This window comes from Gilliamella apicola, assembly GCF_003202655.1.
Classification (GTDB): domain Bacteria; phylum Pseudomonadota; class Gammaproteobacteria; order Enterobacterales; family Orbaceae; genus Gilliamella; species Gilliamella apicola_R.
Genome location: NZ_QGLR01000012.1, coordinates 102357 through 119156, shown reverse-complemented (window position 1 = coordinate 119156; position 16800 = coordinate 102357). Strand labels below are relative to the sequence as shown.

The window sequence follows — 16800 nt, the reverse complement described above, 5'->3', positions numbered from 1 at the left end:
GAGATGTTTAAAAGGATTGATTCTCTTAGTAGTATTTTCCTTTTTATATATCCCTATGATTATTCTGATTGTTTATTCGTTCAATAGTTCAAGGCTGGTAACGGTATGGGCAGAATTTTCAACCAAATGGTATTTTGAGTTAATACATAATGATACTTTACTCAAAGCAGTAGGATTGAGTTTGACTATCGCGGCAGGTGCTGCCTCATTAGCGATTGTACTGGGTACTTTAGCTGCTTTTACTATCATTCGCTTTAGACGATTCCGTGGCTCTAACCTGTTCTCGTTTATGACTACGGCACCGTTAGTTATGCCTGATGTCATTACTGGTTTAGCCTTGTTATTGCTATTTGTCGGAATGGGACAAGCGCTTGGTTGGCCAAAAGAACGCGGTGCATTGACTATTTGGATGGCGCATGCAACATTCTGTACCGCCTATGTGACTGTTGTTATTAGTGCTAGATTGCGAGAGTTAGACAAGTCAATCGAAGAAGCGGCTTTAGATCTCGGTGCTAATCCATTAAAGGTATTTTTCATAATTACTTTACCAATGATTGCACCAGCACTGGTTTCTGGTTGGTTATTGGCATTTACTTTATCACTTGATGATGTGGTTATTGCTAATTTTGTTACCGGACCGGGGGCAATGACATTACCAAAACTGGTATTTTCTAAAGTTCGTTTAGGTGTCGATCCACAAGTTAATGCCTTAGCGACCATTATTTTACTAATTGTTGGTATTATCGGCTTTATTTCATGGCTTTGGATGCGTAACGCCGAAAAACGGCATTTAAGAGAGATTCGCATGCGATAATCTATCTATTAATTATTGCCGCTTTTGCGGCAATTTTTTTATCCTTATAAAATATACGTGTTTTTTTAGCCATTTTATATTATAGTGTGCGCAGTCAGGTTACTGACAAAATTCTCAGGGCGGGGCGCAATTCCCCACCGGTGGTATAGCCCACGAGCGCTTAGTAAAATTCTATTTTATTAAGGACAGCAGATTTGGTGAGATTCCAAAGCCGACAGTTAAAGTCTGGATGAAAGAGAGTAGCTTATCTTTTCTATATTTGCGCTATAGCAAAATCACTATGGTCAAGCACTTGCCCTGATTCTGGTATTTAATATATTTAATGCTTAATAAATTTAGTTTAGTTAATTAAGAATAAATATATTTAGTTTAATAAAACAGGATAGGTATCTACCATGAATCAGTTTAATTTAAATGAATTCGGAACCCCAATTGAGCGCGTAAAAAGAGCAATCGCGTCAATCAAAGCTGGATCTGGCGTATTAGTTTTAGATGATGAAGATCGTGAAAACGAAGGGGATATTATTTGGGCAGCCGAAACAATCACAACCGAGCAAATGGCACTAACTATTCGATATGGTAGTGGTATCGTCTGTCTATGTATGCCGCAACCCTATTGTGATAAATTGGAACTACCAATGATGGTTGCCAATAACACGAGTAAAAATCATACCGCTTTTACCATTACTATTGAAGCGGCAAAAGGTGTTACCACCGGCGTGTCAGCGGCGGATAGGGTCACTACAGTAAAAGCTGCGGTCGCCGACGACGCTAAACCAAGTGATTTGAATCATCCCGGACATGTCTTTCCATTAGTTGCCAAAGAGGGTGGGGTATTAAACCGTCGGGGACACACCGAAGCCTCTGTGGATTTAGTGGCATTAGCGGGCTATAAACCAGCAGCAGTGATTTGTGAATTAACGAATGATGATGGTTCAATGGCTAGAGCGCCACAAGTTGTTGCGTTTGCAAAACAGCATCAGCTACCGGTAGTCACAATTGAAGATATAGTGGCCTATCGCCAATCAAATTAACTATAACCACGATTAACTGTCGAATTGATTATTCGACAGTAATTTCAGCTTTATTTAGTTTAACATTGGTAAACTCAACATATTTAGCCTATCTTATAGTTAATTGATAATTGATATTCTGGTGCAATTTATGTCACGATTAAGTTTTTTTTATATCCTAATGGTGTTTGTCATCACTGGTTGCCAGTCAAAATCTCATCTGTCGAAAGTTGTGACTATCCCGAATACTCATATTGAACTATTTCATTCAAAAACCAATGGCGATTATAAAGTAACGATTTATACTCCTAATAAACCGACTCCCGACGGTGGTTGGCCAATTATTTATCTACTTGATGGTGACAGTTACTTTTTAGCAACTAAGCAAATAATTACAAATCAAACGTGTGAACGTTGCATTATTCAAGAAGGCATCATTGTTGCCATAGATTATTTTAATCAAACACGGCGTGATGTTGATTTTTTACCTAAACCAGAGAATTATGTTTTTGAAGTTTTGCCCAATAAGCAAATAAATTTGGCCAGTAGGTACGGCGGAGCAGATGCTTTTTACGATTTTTTAACCCAAGAGCTTAAACCGGAAATAGAAAAGCGCTATGTTATTAATCCTAACCAGCAAGCCATTTTTGGCCATTCCTATGGTGGATTATTTAATTTATACATTTTTTTAACTAAACCAGTGGTTTTTAATACTTATGTGATATCCAGCCCATCTCTGTGGTTTAGTGATGGTTATATGTTTAGTGTGTTATCAAAATATCTACTAAGTCATCAACATTCTTTAAATCAACCCGTTAATTTGTTGATCTCTGTGGGCGGTGCCGAACAATCTTTACTGCCTGTTGAGCAGGCATTACCCGAACAGCAGCGAAAACTGCTATTAAAACACCGCCAGAATCGAAAAATGGTCGATTATGCAAAACAGCTATTTACTCGATTAAAACAAGCTAAACTTAATCAGCTCGCCATAAGTTATAAAGTCTATCCTGAACAATCGCACAAAACAGCGGCTATTATTGCGCTACAAGATAGCATTCAATTAAATTTCAAAGTTAAATAAAAATTTATTTAATCCAAATATCCCTAATTAGCTTGAATATAAATGAATTTCATTTATATTACTTCGGCTTAATTAATAATGATAATCATTATTAATAAAATATCAGGGATAATATATGAATACAAAATATAAATCGACTTACTTATTAGCAACACTCATCAGTTTTATTTGTCACAATGCCTATGCAGATAATGGCGATTCATCAGTTCATAACGACACAGATTCCGATGAAGTTATGGTCGTCACCGCCGCAGAGCAGAGCAAACAAGCGTTAGGTGTTTCAGTGATTACCCAAAAAGAATTAAGTAAAATGCCACCTAGAAATGATATTTCAGAAATCATTCGCACCATGCCTGGTGTTAGTTTGACCGGTAACTCTACTAGTGGTCAACGCGGTAATAATCGACAAATCGATATTCGCGGAATGGGACCAGAAAATACCTTAATTTTAGTTGATGGACGACCAGTAAAAAGCCGTATGTCAGTTCGCTATGGCTGGCGGGGTGAAAGAGATACTCGCGGTGATACCAATTGGGTACCTGCTGAAATTATCGAAAGGATTGATGTTTTGCGTGGTCCAGCCGCCGCGCGTTATGGTGATGGTGCTGCTGGTGGTGTCGTGAATATTATCACAAAACAGCCGACTAAAGAGTGGCATATTTCGTGGAATAGCTATTTAAATCTACCTTCACATAGAGAAGAAGGGGCAACCAAAAGGACCAATTTTTTATTAACTGGTGGCTTAACGGATAATTTAAGTATGCGTTTATATGGTAATCTCAACAAAACTGAGGCTGACGATTGGGATATCAACAAAAAACATCAAATTAATCCATCTTCGGTTAGTGCCGGGCGTGAAGGGGTGCGTAATAAAGATATCAATGGCATACTTCGTTGGGATATCACTGATAAACAGTCACTAGAATTTGAAACAAGTGTTAGTCGACAAGGTAATATTTACGCTGGGGATACCCAAAATAATAATCCTGATAAATTGGTTAGTCGATTTTATAATGACGAAACTAATAGAATGAATCGTCAAAATTACTCAGTTACTCATCGTGGTTATTGGGACAATGGCGTGAATACCATGTCTTATATCCAACTTGAAAAAACACATAATAGTCGTTTGAATGAAGGTTTAGCTGGCGGTACTGAAGGCCGCTTTAAAGATGATAATTTTTCAACGATTACATACAATAATTTTACTTTACATAATGAAACTAGTTTTCCGTTAACCATTGTGGTTCCACAAACCATGACTATTGGTGGTGAATATAATCATCAAAAGATGAAAGATCCCACTTCCAATACACAAACTATTACAGAAGGTGGCAGTATACCATGGATTAAAAATAAAGATCGCAGTGAAAACGCTTCAGCTAATCTTTGGGGCGTGTTTGTTGAGGATAACATCGAACTCACCCAAACTACCATGTTGACGCCAACGATACGCTATAATCATCAAAGCGAGTCAGGTAGTAACTGGAGTCCAGGGTTAAATTTATTTCAGGAAATAGGTGACTATTTTAGTTTAAAACTGGGTATTGCTAGAGCCTATAAAGCACCTAATTTATATCAAACTAACCCTAATTATCTGCTTTATAGTCGTGGACAGGGCTGTTATGGCGCGGGTGGTAGTTGTTACTTAATAGGTAACAAAAAATTAAAAGCGGAAACAAGTGTAAATAAAGAAATCGGTTTAGAGTTTCATAATAATGCAGGCTTAATTGCAGGCTTAACTTATTTCCGTAATGATTATCATAATAAAATCGATTCTGGTACTAGCCCTATTGGTCAAGCAGAAGGTGGCCAAAATAAGTTTAAAAATTCGAATATTTTTCAGTGGCAAAATGTACCTAAATCGGTAATTGAAGGATTGGAAGGTAGTATAACTATTCCTGTTACATCAACTGTTAATTTTCGTAATAACCTAACGTGGATGTTGCAGTCAAAAAATAAAAAAAGCGGTGATTATTTGTCAATCATCCCGAAATATACCTTAAACTCCTCAATAGATTGGCAAGCAACCGACAAATTTTCATTATTAACTGCTGTTACTTGGTATGGCAAACAACGACCGAGAAAATATGACTATTTGGGTGAAAAACTTACAGATAGTTCAACTAATCAACTCAGTCCTTATGCGCTTTTAAATTTAAGTGGACAATATCAATTTAACAAGAATTTTACGTTCACAGTTGGTGTTGATAATTTATTTGATAAACGTCTGTTTAGAAAGGGGAATTCTTCTTCTTTAAAAAATCCTCAAAACGGTGTAATCAGTGTTCGAGGTGCTGGTGCTGCAACATATAACGAACCAGGGAGAACCTTATTTATTAATACTAATGTCTCATTTTAAACAATTACGCTCAATAAACCGCCGAAATAATCGGCGGATTTATTGCTTAACCTAAAACTTTCAAAGCGCAAGTTTTAGTAATTTTTACTCCATTTTCTAATGCAGATGTATCAAAAGTCATATCAGGATGATGAAGACCGGGTGTCAAATCGACACCTAAGCCCCAAAAACCAGATTTTACATCTCTTTCACGCGGATAATTAAAGAAGTCTTCGCCACCTGGTGTGAAAATTGGTTCTTTCAATCCCTCTTTGCCAAGTACATCGATAATAGATTCAGCAATAATTTGCGTAACTTCATCATCAATTTCCGCAGCAGGGATTTCCTTCGATACTTTGATATCAGCTTTAGCACCGATAGATGCTACACTTAATTCAATCGCTTTAAGCGTTTTGGCTTTTAATTCATCCATAGCAGGGTTGGTTGGTGCGCGTAAATCCCAACAAACATAAGCCTCGGACGGAATAGCATTGGTTACACCGGCATCACAAATACAACGAGTTGCTTTGACGCTATAGGTTAAACTTGGTGCTAGATGAATGGTATTCACGGCTTGAATTGCCATAGTTGCCGCATCTAAAGCGTTGACGCCTAAATGTGGTCTTGCCCCATGTGCGGGAATACCATGAATATTGACTTCAACTGTGGTTGAAGCCGAATAGAACATAGCAGCAGATGCAAAGCCTTTAGGGCATTCTTCTTTAGGACGAACATGTAAACCGATGATCATATCAACATCGTCAATTGCACCACCCTCAATCATAGCTAATGCACCAGAACCTAACTCTTCAGCAGGTTGGAAGATCAACTTTAGCTTGCCTTTTTTGATATTCCCTTCTTTAATAAGCTCTTGGGCGGCGGTCAATAACATTGATGAATGGCCATCGTGACCACAGGTGTGTCTGGCACAATGTTGACCATCAATAATATGTCCTAAAGCGTCCATATCAGCGCGTAATGCCAGTACGGGGCCTGATTTACCACTATCATATTCAGCCACAATTCCGGTGGTATTATTAATATTACGCGTGACTTTATAACCGGCTTCTTCCAGTTTAGTGGCTATATAGTTGGATGTTTTAACTTCTTCAAACCCAAGTTCAGGAATTTGATGCAAATAGTGGTAGTGTTCGAGTACGTTCGACATAGATATCTCCTTTATCACACAATAAATCGCATAATGATCATAGCTATTAACGCATTAACAATACTATTAACCATTAATAGTGGCCAATATTTTTTCGGCACATCAGCAACGCCTAATAGGCGTCCCATATATTGTAATTGTGAACCCATTAAGAAAATAGCTGGTGCTAAAATTGTGATATCCATACCACTAAGAGTGCCAGTACTAATTAAATTTACTGCAACCCCTGTTCCTGCCGAGGCTGATAACCAAGCAGTCAATAAAACGGTAATTGCTTCACCCGGTAAACCAAATAGTCCCATGACCGGGGCAAATACTTCACCAATTAATTGCATTAAGCCAAGTCTTTTTAATATTTCGGTAATAACAAATGCCATAATGATGTTAGGCATTAAATTGTTAATCGCAATATTAAAGCCTTTACGCGCACCAATGACAAAAATGTCTAATGGATTGTTAGTCTGTTTTTGATTGCTTGAATTACTCATTGATAAAATCCTTTTTATAAACTGAATTTAAAACAAGGCGGACTAAAATTGCACCGACAAATTTCAATACAATCATAATGACGAGTGGCGTAAATATTGCGACAGACATTGAAGCAAATAGTGCTGAACCAATCGAAAAATAGTTATTTATCAACCCGGCTCCAGAATATTGCCATGCGCTAATGATGATCAGATCTTTTTTCGTGATCTGCTTCTCATCATATAATTCCTTGGTTAATACCGCGCCAGCATCAGTACTTTGTAAATCCGTAATTAACGCTAAACCCGTTTTTCCCGGAACGCCTAAGATAGGTTTAAGTAGTGGAGTTAATAATTTATGAGCAGCACGGATGGTACCATAATGGGTAAAGATTTCTAACACGCCTAATGCAAGCATAACGGTTGGGATTAATGACAGAGCGAAAATAAAGCCTGCTCTGGCGCTAAGTCCACCCTCACCAACGAAGGTATTTTTCTCGGGATGGAGCATTGTGCCAAACTTACCACTTAAACTGGTAAAATCAAATGCCCCCAACCAAGCCTTTCCATCTACATTATAAAATAGTCCGGAAAAAAACAGTATGGCCACAATAAGTGATACATAAGCTTTTATGCCGACTTTAAATTCATCGTCCGATTTTTTTGACATTATCTATTCCTTTTGATTTATCTGACTTATTCTTTAATAAAAGTATTAAATAAGTTGTGTTTAAAGTACTTGAATTATTTTGCTTTCGAAAAGAACTAAAGCACTAAGCAAAGTATTCTATATTGATTTAATTGAAAAAAAACCCCTTTCCGCAAATTTTTTACAATTCAAATTGTCTATATTCATTAATTCATATTAATAATAAAGCTGAATAAAGCTAAACTATCGTTGGTATTAAAGGCAGAATCAACCCATTAAAAGCTGATCATGTTGGGTAAGAAATATGGGTTAAAAGCACTATTTTTCTTTCTACTTTTAATGATTTTTGAGAAAGTTATTTAAAAGCATGTAATTAACAATTACGCTAGGCTTGCCATTTTGCAACCGTCATTATAGAATTATAAATATATGGCAAGAAATAGTAATAAAGTATCAATAACCTGTTTCCGAATTATCGATATTTTATATAAAGTTGAATTGTTTCTCTGCATAAACATCATAATCTTTAGGTGGCAAACCTTCTAGTTTGCGAACCGTCTTTTGTTTTCATTAAGCACATTAATGAAAAGACAAAATTAAGCAATATAAATTAAAAATAAAAAAATAATGAGGTCATTATGTACAGCAGGAATAAAGAGTGGGCATTTGTTGTTCTCACCTGCTTTTTTGAATTGTGTTGGGTATTTGGTTTTACTACTGCAAATCAGTGGTGGCATTGGGTTATTGTTATACTCATAATCGTTATTGATTTTACGTTTTTAACTAATGCATGTAAAACCATTCCTACTGGCACCGTATATGCAATCTTTTCCGGCGTCGGGGCCATTGGTTCATTAGTTATTGACATGGTTGTATTTGGTAAAGAAATCAAACTTATTGAAATATTTTTTGTTGCATTAATTATTATCGGTGTTGTGCAACTTAAACGAGCAGATAGCTAATTAACTCAAATTTGGATTAAGATATGGGATGGTTATTTATTTTAACAGCTGCAATTTTTGAAGTTGTTGGCGCTATTGGTCTTAAACTTTATTCTCAGCAAAAAAGCTTGTTTCGCTTAATGCTGTATTGGGGTGGTTTTTTCGTTTCGTTCACCCTGTTTTATTTTTCACTTCAATATCTAGATTTAAGTATCGTTTACCCTGTCTGGGTAGGACTTGGTACTTCGGGCGCCGTATTAGCCAATATGTTTATATTTAATGAGCCCAAAAATTGCACGCGAATATTTGGGCTAAGTGTTATTGTTATTGGTATTGTCGGTTTGCATGTTACTATGTAGCAAGAAAAGCGTGTTGAATTTAGTTATTATATTAATTTCAAACTAGAAAATGTTGCATTACTCTATAAAGTTATATAAAATAATGCCACTTTCCAGTGGGTTGTTAGCTCAGTCGGTAGAGCAGTTGACTCTTAATCAATTGGTCGCGGGTTCGATCCCCTCACAACCCACCATTCTATAATTTATTATCTCTCAAATATGTTCACAAAAATCCTTGCAAATAAAGAACGCTAAAGTAATCTTATTTCAAGTAATTTCAACAATCTTTTTCAAAATTCAGACTGTTATGTTAGGCGTTATATTATAGGCTCACATATAACTTAGCGTTTATAACATCGCAAAGATTATCAAGCCCTGAAATGAGTCTCAAACGGTTAGGCAATGGTAAATAATTGACGTTGATATATGGAGCATCACACAATTACAAAAATATCGGCTTGGATGTCGAGCCATTCCCACAGGCGTATATACTATTTTAGGGGATAGTTACATATGCACGCTAAAACTCAACTTCAAAAACAGCCAAGGTATTTATCAGCAGTAATCTGATTAAACACAATGGCGCTCCTGTTCTGGCTTAGGCTATTGCTAATGCGGTTATGGAGACAGATAGCAACATTAAACCAAATAAAAAGAAAGTAACGACAGGATAGATCCTGCAGTTGCTTTCCTAATGTCATTTGGTACCTATTTACTTTTTTGAGTATTGTGTGGTTAATCTCAATCTGTCGGATGAACAAAACAAACATTTGACGAGTTTAAAGGGATTGAATTGTTATCAAATTCCTTCTTTTACTCGATTCCATTCAGTTTTTAATATAATTTGCGCTTGTTTTTGTATTTTTGTGACTGTATTATCGAAATTATTTAAAGCGTTATTGATATCATTCACAGTATTCTTTTGACTTATATATAACAATAATTCATCATTATAATTGCGAATAGTCCTTTCCATTTCTTCAAGTAAAAGCAATAAATCTATATGGTGTTCTTCTGTAGGGTTGAGTAGTAATGACAAAAACGCAACTTTTTCTTGTATTTTTAATACATACGTTTTAAGAACTTCTGTAGTATAACTTTCATTTAATATTTGTTCATTTAGTTTCACTCTAATAATTACGACATCATATATTTCTTTTCTTAGTAAATTTATCCATTCTTGTCTATTTTTTGATAGAACTTCAATACCAATTTTAGCTTTGATTTCTTGTCCTGTTCGTTCTAGATCTGCCTGTAATATTTTCGATTGTGCTTCAATAGTTGCAATAGTTGTAAGTTCAACTGCTTTTAAATTATTTTTTGAAACTAACCATGCAATAAAACCAGATATCGAAGCCCCAATTATTGCACCTATAACAATAGCGATTCCTTGATCCATATATTTCTCCAGATAATATATAATAATTTGCTTATTTTATTATGTTATTAACGACATACAACATCATAATGACGCTAGGGTAATTTATTGATTATTAATAATAATTATTATAATTGTCATTAGTGATATAAAATCACGAAATAAATTTTACTTTTTAATTTAGCCTAATTTATTGTTAATATTGAGATAATTATTAGGTATATTAAAACGATTTTATGTTATACATAATGTTATATAGTGAAAATTAAAATTATAATATTACATAAAATATCAATGAATTAAATTTATAATTTGATCAAAATATTTTTTTCGAGTTCCGCAAATAACGGTTAATTTCTTGAGCAGCTCTTTCCTGAGCTGTTAAGTATGTGCCGATAATCAAGAATGATCGGAATTGCCGGCACGGTAAGTTAGTTGGTTTTTTCGTTGTCTTTATCTATTCATAATTTAACTCGCTATCAACAGAAAGATAACCATCATCACCAAGCTTTGATTGATAACGATAAACGTTTATTTTCTTGCTATTGCAAGTCATCAATAAGAGATGCTTATTATCATACTGCATATTATATAATTGTCAAAATGCAGTTTTTGCCACTTCAAAGCTAACCGTGTTTGTTTTCGTTTCTAAAAGTATTTCACTTCCACCTTTTCTTTGTTTTAGTACATAAATGCGATAAGTTTTTAAATCTTGAGGTGCAACCATTTTCGTTCCTTAAATCGTTGTAAAGTTCCATTGTTTTATTGTTCTGGTACTTTAATGGTAATTATTTATAAATCAATAGGTTGATAGTCATCCTATTACAACCCACTATTAAAAATTTTTGTTTTTGAGGACATTCAAAAGATTAACAAGCCAATTTAAATTAACGTATTTTGTTTTAAATTTAAGATTATTAATTAAGTCGTTTTTTTAACATTCTCAGCTCGACCAACTTTAATCTAGAAATTTTTTTATTTAATTATAATATTATGCTTATATTCAATAGGATAATAAAACTTAAATTATACTCATCTAGCTCATCAGGTGTTTAGTACATTTTTAATTAATGATATGTTGCGTTACACCTCAACACCATCTTAATAGATGTAATATAAACAATAACTGCAGGCTTAATAATCTGTTGCAGTGGCACTTGATAGTAAGTAATAGATTTTATCGTAGTGGAAATATTCTGATTATAATCCAATGATTCTGGGCAGATGATAGCCAGCGTATGTTGGCTAAAACTTGCCGAAATGTCATCAGTCGCTATGTTGTCATCTAGGATAATAATATAGTGTATCTAGTAAATTAATTGTGTTTTTGTCAGCGTTATTTTTATGAAAACATTATCGGGTTATATTGAATCATCAGATACCATTAGCATTTATCTACTTGCTGAAGCGTAGGTTGTGATAGAGCTACTCTAAATAGCTCGATAAAAGATGAAACTCTTTTATTTCCTAAACCTACTCAACTAGGTAAAGACGAAATACATTTGATCAGTCAACAGATTCAGGGGGGATTAAGTAAAAGACCGACATTCAACGGTTCTTATAATGGAAATGCAGATAATTTTATCATTAACCATAATCAAATTGTTGCAGCAAACTCTAAGATAGATACCTTGATTAATAAACAAGCCTTGAATGAAATACGTACCAAAATTAAACCAGGCAAAGAAAATATGTTTTTAATTAATACTAATATGGTTATGCCATGTATTTCAATTGATGGTGTTGATTTGTTTTTTTCTGATAAATTTTCAGAATATTTTAATCGTTGTGAAAAAAATTTTTGAATAATTTTAATGATAAAGAATCAAAAAAAGAAAAAAGTATATAAATTCCAGCTCGCCGAAGCTAAAGCGCAAAACATTATAACTGTTCCAGTGAATTTTAAACTGTGATTACAGCATCATTTTTAGCTACCACAAAAAAACAATGGCTATAAAATTAACCTGATCACTAAAAGTTACTATTTTAATTGAGGAGACATATCTCTCATTATAGTTACTGTTGATAAATCATTTGTTGATTTTTTTATTGTTCAATTTTTACTATATCCAATTATTAAAAACGTAACGTTAATAATAAATGATCGAGTTACAATATCATCGGTGTTATAAATAACTACAACATCCTTAATAGGTTTAACCTTTGAGTGGGGGTAACTAATCAATAAAATATTAAGATTTTTAAGAAATGTTCTAAATTCTAGCCATAACTACACTAGCACGATATGAAAGATTTTATTACTTTTTTAGCAATTTATATTGTTTGATATTAAAATAGATGAACGTTGAAATAAATAGAGTTTTCAAGTTTAGTAGAATTGCTGTTGAACAAAATCAGCTAATTTGCTGACGTTAATCACCCAACATTAATAAAAGAGACTGCAAGTTCCTTATTTTTAGGTATAATAAACAGCAATAGCCGATGTTGGTTATATTTTATATATGGGCATTTAAGCTAATCATTTATTAGTAGGTACCTTAACCACCATTAACCGTTGTAATATTCCATAAATCATAATCTATTTAACGCATTTTAATATCGCAATACTCTATAAAAATGTACCACAACGAGTCTATATCCTATTGATTAAAATTTTAACTTATTAAAGAGTAATCATATGAACGCATATCTACTACTTTTGGGGGCAATTATCTGTGAGGTCATTGCAACATCTTCCTTAAAACTATCTAATGGTTTTACCAACTTGGTTTTTTCGATTATCACCATAATCGGTTATAGTGCTTCTTTCTATATTCTATCGCTAGCCTTGAAAACTATACCTGTGGGCATAGCTTATGCAATTTGGTCTGGAATAGGGATTATTATCATCAGTTTAATCGCTTGGATCTTCTTAAAGCAGTCATTAGATCTGGCGGCATTAATTGGTATGGGGTTTATTATATTTGGCGTGGTAATTATCAATCTATTCTCTAATGTTTCTGGACATTAATAAACAATTAATGATTAAACTGTTATTTAGATAAATTATTTTAACGTTTAGAGAAACAAAAAAAACCGGAGGTAAACTCCGGTTGAAATCAGAAGGAAAGTAAGAAAATTATTAATTATTTAGTGTCAGAAAATGTTAGATTTCGTTAGCGTGTTGTTTTAAGTAGCTAGCAACACCATTTGGGTTGGCTTGCATACCTTGTTTGCCTTTAGTCCATTGTGCAGGACACACTTCACCGTGTTCCTCATGGAATTGGAAAGCATCAACAATACGTAGCATTTCATCAATGTTACGACCAATTGGTAAATCATTGATGGTTTCGTGACGCACCACACCTGATTTATCGATAAAGAATGAAGCACGAAGCGCAACACCAGCTTCAGGATGTTCAACACCGTAATCTTGCATAATGCTATGTTTAATGTCAGCTACGATTGGGAATTTTACTTCACCAATACCGCCTTTATCTTGTGGCGTGTTTCGCCATGCATTATGAACATATTCAGAATCCATAGAGACACCAATTACTTCAACACCACGTTTTTTGAACTCTTCTAAACGATGATCAAATGCAATAATTTCAGATGGACATACAAAAGTAAAATCCATAGGCCAGAAAAATACCACAGCATATTTACCTTTAATATGCTCAGCTAAATTAAAGTTATTCACAATCTCACCAGAACCCAGCACCGCTGCTGAAGTAAAATCTGGTGCTTTACGAGTTACTAATGTCATACAATGTCTCCTTGTGTAACGAATATTTATATTTTATATGCAGTGCATTATAGCAATCTGTGACGAGACGCCAAGTTGTTATCAGCGATTGATTTCATAAGTTTAACCTATGATAAGTAAATTATTATTCGGTTTTAATTATCATTTTATTAGGTTTTCCCTTATTTTTAGTATCTCGGTGACGTTGTTTTACTTTTTTCTTTTTCGTCTCTTCCTGTTTTTTAGCGGCATTTTTTTGCTTAGCTTTCTGCGAAGGTTTCTTTTTAGTCACCGGTTTTGGTGCTTTGGTTTTTGGCCGAAGTTCATCAATGGTTCTTAATTTGATTGGTTCACGAATATAACGTTCAATTTTCTGTAACAACTCATTATCGTGAGCTTCAACGAGCATAATGGCGGTGCCTTTTTTTCCTGCTCTGGCGGTGCGCCCAATTCGGTGTAAATATACATCGGCGGTTTTAGGCGCATCAAAATTAATGACATGGGTAATATCATCAATATCAATTCCTCTAGCAGCAACATCAGTGGCGACCAGTACGTTAACGCTGTTATTATTCATTCGTTTGATGGCTTCATTACGCTTGGCTTGCACCATCTCACCTTCTAGATAACAACTATGAATGCCTGCTTGGTGCAGTAATGATACTAACTCATGTACTCGTTCACGTTTACGCACAAAGACAATGGTCTTTTTAACTTCCTCTTGTTTTAACAGGTGAGTTAATAGAGCCACTTTGTGAGTCAAATCATCGGCACGATAATAGAATTGTAAAATCTTTTTTCGTTCTTTTCGCGAAGGATCGGCATTAATTTCAACGGGTTCGTTAAGAATACGATTAGCAAAACTGTGTAAACCTTCGCCCTCTAATGTTGCTGAAAACAGTAGGGTTTGTTTTCGCCAGCGAGTTTCAGCCGAAATAGTTTCCACATCCTGAGCAAATCCCATATCTAACATACGATCTGCTTCATCTAAGATTAACATTTCAACAGCACGGCAATCGAAGTTTTCTTCTTTAATGTATTGTAACAAACGGCCGGTTGTCGCAATAACAATATCCTGATTTTTGCTGAAAACTTCGGCGTGATTCATATAAGCAACACCACCGGTAATCGTAGCTATACTTAGGTGAGTCGACTCGGTAAGTAACTTAGCTTGCTCAGCTATTTGCATGGTTAATTCACGAGTAGGGGCTAAAATTAAAACTCTTGGTGGCCCAGGTTTTCGACGTGGAAAATCAAGTAAATGCTGGACGGCTGGAATGAGAAAGGCTAACGTTTTACCGGTACCTGTCGGTGCCGATCCTAAAACATCTTTACCGTCTAAAGCTACTGGAATGGTTTGAGCTTGAATTGCAGTGGGTTCGTGAATGTTTTGCGCTTGTAGGTTGTCAATTAAAATATCATCTAACTGTAAATCAGTGAAAGTTTGCGTTGTCATAGTGCTCTTCTAATCTATCATTTTGCTCCACATTATAACGGCAATCGCTATAACTACAATCTTTATCGACACGCAACTGATTTAGCTTTAAACAAGCATTAAACTGGTTTTGCCGACAAATGTGGTAGATAATAAAGTCGCTACTCGCCTATAACCTTATCATAGGTTAGCGATTATGATAGAATTAAACACCTTATAAGATAGCGAATACTATTCACACTTTATCTAAATTGATGATCGAATTAAAAATATGACAGAATCTTTTTCTAACGATAAATATAACCAACAACTAAGCAAAAAAATAACCAATTTAAAAACTATACTATCAGATTTTTCCTTGCCTGAATTAGTGACTTACTCTTCACCAATTAGTCATTATCGAATGCGAGCTGAATTTAGAATTTGGCATAATGGTGATGAGCTTTATCATATTATGTATGATAAAAAAACGAAGCGAAGAGTAAGAATTGATAGTTTTCCTATTGCCGCAAAATTAATTAATAGTGCAATGCAGACCATCTTACCGTTAATTCAATATAACGATATTTTACGTCATCAACTTTTTCAAATTGATTATTTCTCAACGCTTAGTGGACAGTTATTGATCACACTTTTGTATCATAAAAAACTAGATGCGCAGTGGGTAAGTGCCGCGGAGAAATTGAAACAACAATTAGCTGAACGAGGTATTAAAGCCAATCTGGTTGGTCGAGCAAGCAATCAAAAAATTGCGGTCGATGTTGATTATGTTGATGAGACTTTACCAATATTCGATAAAACTTTTAGTTATCGACAAGTAGAAAATAGTTTTACTCAGCCTAATGCAGCTATCAATATAAAAATGCTAGAATGGGCTATTTCGGTGACTAAAGGGTCAGAAGGGGATCTACTCGAATTTTATTGTGGCAATGGTAATTTTTCGATTGCCTTGGCACAAAATTTTCGTAAGGTGCTAGCGACCGAAATTGCCAAAGCTTCGGTCTATTCAGCGCAACATAATATCAAAATCAATAATATTGAGAACCTGATCATTGTGCGATTATCTGCTGAAGAGTTTACTAGTGCGATTAAAAAAGAGCGAGAATTTAATCGATTAAAAGGGATTAATTTGGATGATTATCACTGTCAAACGGTATTAGTTGATCCTCCTCGAGCGGGATTAGATGATAAAACGATTAATATTATTCAAAGTTATCAGCGAATTGTCTACATCTCATGTAATCCTCACACGCTAAAAGATAATTTGCAACAACTGACTAAAACGCACTATATCGAACATTTTGCGATGTTTGACCAGTTTCCTTATACAGATCATGTTGAAACAGGTATTGTTCTTCGTAAAAAATAACATCGACAATATCCAACTAAGGTTAATTTTGCTACAATAACACTAGCTTTACGCTTAATTAACCGTTTTATTCTAATTATTACATATCAAGTAGTTTAAAAAGCAAAAAAAAACCCTA

General features: G+C 34.6%; 16 protein-coding genes, 1 tRNA gene and 1 riboswitch. Of the genes, 10 read left to right on the top strand and 7 right to left on the bottom strand.

The annotated features are described in order from the left end of the window. The first annotated feature begins 55 nt into the window (after nucleotides 1–55). From DKK70_RS10405 to DKK70_RS10390, 4 genes are all read left to right on the top strand, one after another. On the top strand, nucleotides 56–814 hold the full coding sequence (locus DKK70_RS10405) for an ABC transporter permease subunit (RefSeq protein ID WP_110434114.1): 759 nt from the start codon (nucleotides 56–58) through the stop codon (nucleotides 812–814). A gap of 106 nt (nucleotides 815–920) precedes the next feature. Further along, nucleotides 921–1059: riboswitch (FMN riboswitch) on the top strand. Nucleotides 1060–1209: 150 nt separating this feature from the next. Continuing rightward, nucleotides 1210–1848: a 3,4-dihydroxy-2-butanone-4-phosphate synthase gene (gene ribB, locus DKK70_RS10400; RefSeq protein WP_110433935.1), complete on the top strand. Its 639-nt coding sequence runs from the start codon at nucleotides 1210–1212 to the stop codon at nucleotides 1846–1848. Between the two features lie 130 nt (nucleotides 1849–1978). Beyond that, a complete protein-coding gene (locus DKK70_RS10395; protein WP_110433934.1) occupies nucleotides 1979–2908 on the top strand; it encodes an alpha/beta hydrolase in 930 nt (309 codons plus the stop codon). A 115-nt stretch (nucleotides 2909–3023) separates the two neighbouring features. Next, nucleotides 3024–5270: a TonB-dependent siderophore receptor gene (locus tag DKK70_RS10390; RefSeq protein ID WP_110433933.1), complete on the top strand. Its 2247-nt coding sequence runs from the start codon at nucleotides 3024–3026 to the stop codon at nucleotides 5268–5270. Nucleotides 5271–5316: 46 nt separating this feature from the next. Here DKK70_RS10390 and DKK70_RS10385 read toward each other — a convergent pair whose 3' ends face one another. Genes DKK70_RS10385 through DKK70_RS10375 form a run of 3 tightly spaced genes read right to left on the bottom strand, consistent with a single transcriptional unit; the run spans nucleotide 5317 to nucleotide 7554 of the window. Beyond that, complete coding sequence (locus DKK70_RS10385; protein WP_110433932.1) at nucleotides 5317–6417, bottom strand: M20 peptidase aminoacylase family protein; 1101 nt, start codon at nucleotides 6415–6417, stop codon at nucleotides 5317–5319. A gap of 14 nt (nucleotides 6418–6431) precedes the next feature. After that, nucleotides 6432–6905: a YjiG family protein gene (locus tag DKK70_RS10380; RefSeq protein WP_086358514.1), complete on the bottom strand. Its 474-nt coding sequence runs from the start codon at nucleotides 6903–6905 to the stop codon at nucleotides 6432–6434. Continuing rightward, a complete protein-coding gene (locus DKK70_RS10375) occupies nucleotides 6898–7554 on the bottom strand; it encodes a nucleoside recognition domain-containing protein (protein ID WP_110433931.1) in 657 nt (218 codons plus the stop codon). Before DKK70_RS10375 ends, DKK70_RS10380 begins: the two co-directional genes overlap by 8 nt. Nucleotides 7555–8171: 617 nt before the next feature. On the opposite strand from DKK70_RS10375, the gene DKK70_RS10370 reads away from it, so the two are divergent. From DKK70_RS10370 to DKK70_RS10360, 3 genes are all read left to right on the top strand, one after another. Then, the gene (locus tag DKK70_RS10370; protein WP_110423738.1) at nucleotides 8172–8495 is read left to right on the top strand and encodes a DMT family transporter; all 324 of its coding nucleotides are present in this window, start codon (nucleotides 8172–8174) and stop codon (nucleotides 8493–8495) included. A 23-nt stretch (nucleotides 8496–8518) separates the two neighbouring features. Next, nucleotides 8519–8833, top strand: a complete 315-nt coding sequence (locus DKK70_RS10365; protein WP_110423737.1) for a DMT family transporter — start codon at nucleotides 8519–8521, stop codon at nucleotides 8831–8833. A gap of 97 nt (nucleotides 8834–8930) precedes the next feature. Continuing rightward, a tRNA-Lys gene (locus tag DKK70_RS10360) sits at nucleotides 8931–9006 on the top strand. A 605-nt stretch (nucleotides 9007–9611) separates the two neighbouring features. On the opposite strand, the gene DKK70_RS10355 is transcribed toward DKK70_RS10360, so the two are convergent. Both DKK70_RS10355 and DKK70_RS17250 read right to left on the bottom strand, forming a co-directional pair. Continuing rightward, nucleotides 9612–10211 carry a hypothetical protein gene (locus DKK70_RS10355; RefSeq protein WP_110433930.1) on the bottom strand — a complete coding sequence of 200 codons (600 nt, stop codon included), beginning with the start codon at nucleotides 10209–10211 and terminating at the stop codon, nucleotides 9612–9614. A gap of 577 nt (nucleotides 10212–10788) precedes the next feature. Next, entirely contained in the window at nucleotides 10789–10917 is a 129-nt protein-coding gene (locus DKK70_RS17250; RefSeq protein WP_258363936.1) for a hypothetical protein, read from the bottom strand. 775 nt (nucleotides 10918–11692) lie between these two features. Between DKK70_RS17250 and DKK70_RS10350 the strand changes: the two genes are divergently transcribed. Beyond that, the gene (locus DKK70_RS10350; RefSeq protein ID WP_110433929.1) at nucleotides 11693–11995 is read left to right on the top strand and encodes a hypothetical protein; all 303 of its coding nucleotides are present in this window, start codon (nucleotides 11693–11695) and stop codon (nucleotides 11993–11995) included. Nucleotides 11996–12828: 833 nt separating this feature from the next. Further along, nucleotides 12829–13161, top strand: coding sequence for a DMT family transporter (locus tag DKK70_RS10345; protein ID WP_110433928.1), 333 nt, complete (start codon nucleotides 12829–12831; stop codon nucleotides 13159–13161). A gap of 135 nt (nucleotides 13162–13296) precedes the next feature. Here the strand turns inward: DKK70_RS10345 and DKK70_RS10340 are convergent, their stop codons facing one another. Both DKK70_RS10340 and srmB read right to left on the bottom strand, forming a co-directional pair. After that, nucleotides 13297–13899, bottom strand: a complete 603-nt coding sequence (locus tag DKK70_RS10340; protein WP_034884270.1) for a peroxiredoxin C — start codon at nucleotides 13897–13899, stop codon at nucleotides 13297–13299. Nucleotides 13900–14023: 124 nt separating this feature from the next. Continuing rightward, nucleotides 14024–15334: an ATP-dependent RNA helicase SrmB gene (gene srmB, locus DKK70_RS10335; protein ID WP_110433927.1), complete on the bottom strand. Its 1311-nt coding sequence runs from the start codon at nucleotides 15332–15334 to the stop codon at nucleotides 14024–14026. Between the two features lie 250 nt (nucleotides 15335–15584). Between srmB and trmA the strand changes: the two genes are divergently transcribed. Continuing rightward, a complete protein-coding gene (trmA, locus tag DKK70_RS10330) occupies nucleotides 15585–16682 on the top strand; it encodes a tRNA (uridine(54)-C5)-methyltransferase TrmA (RefSeq protein ID WP_110433926.1) in 1098 nt (365 codons plus the stop codon). The last annotated feature ends 118 nt before the right edge of the window (nucleotides 16683–16800 follow it).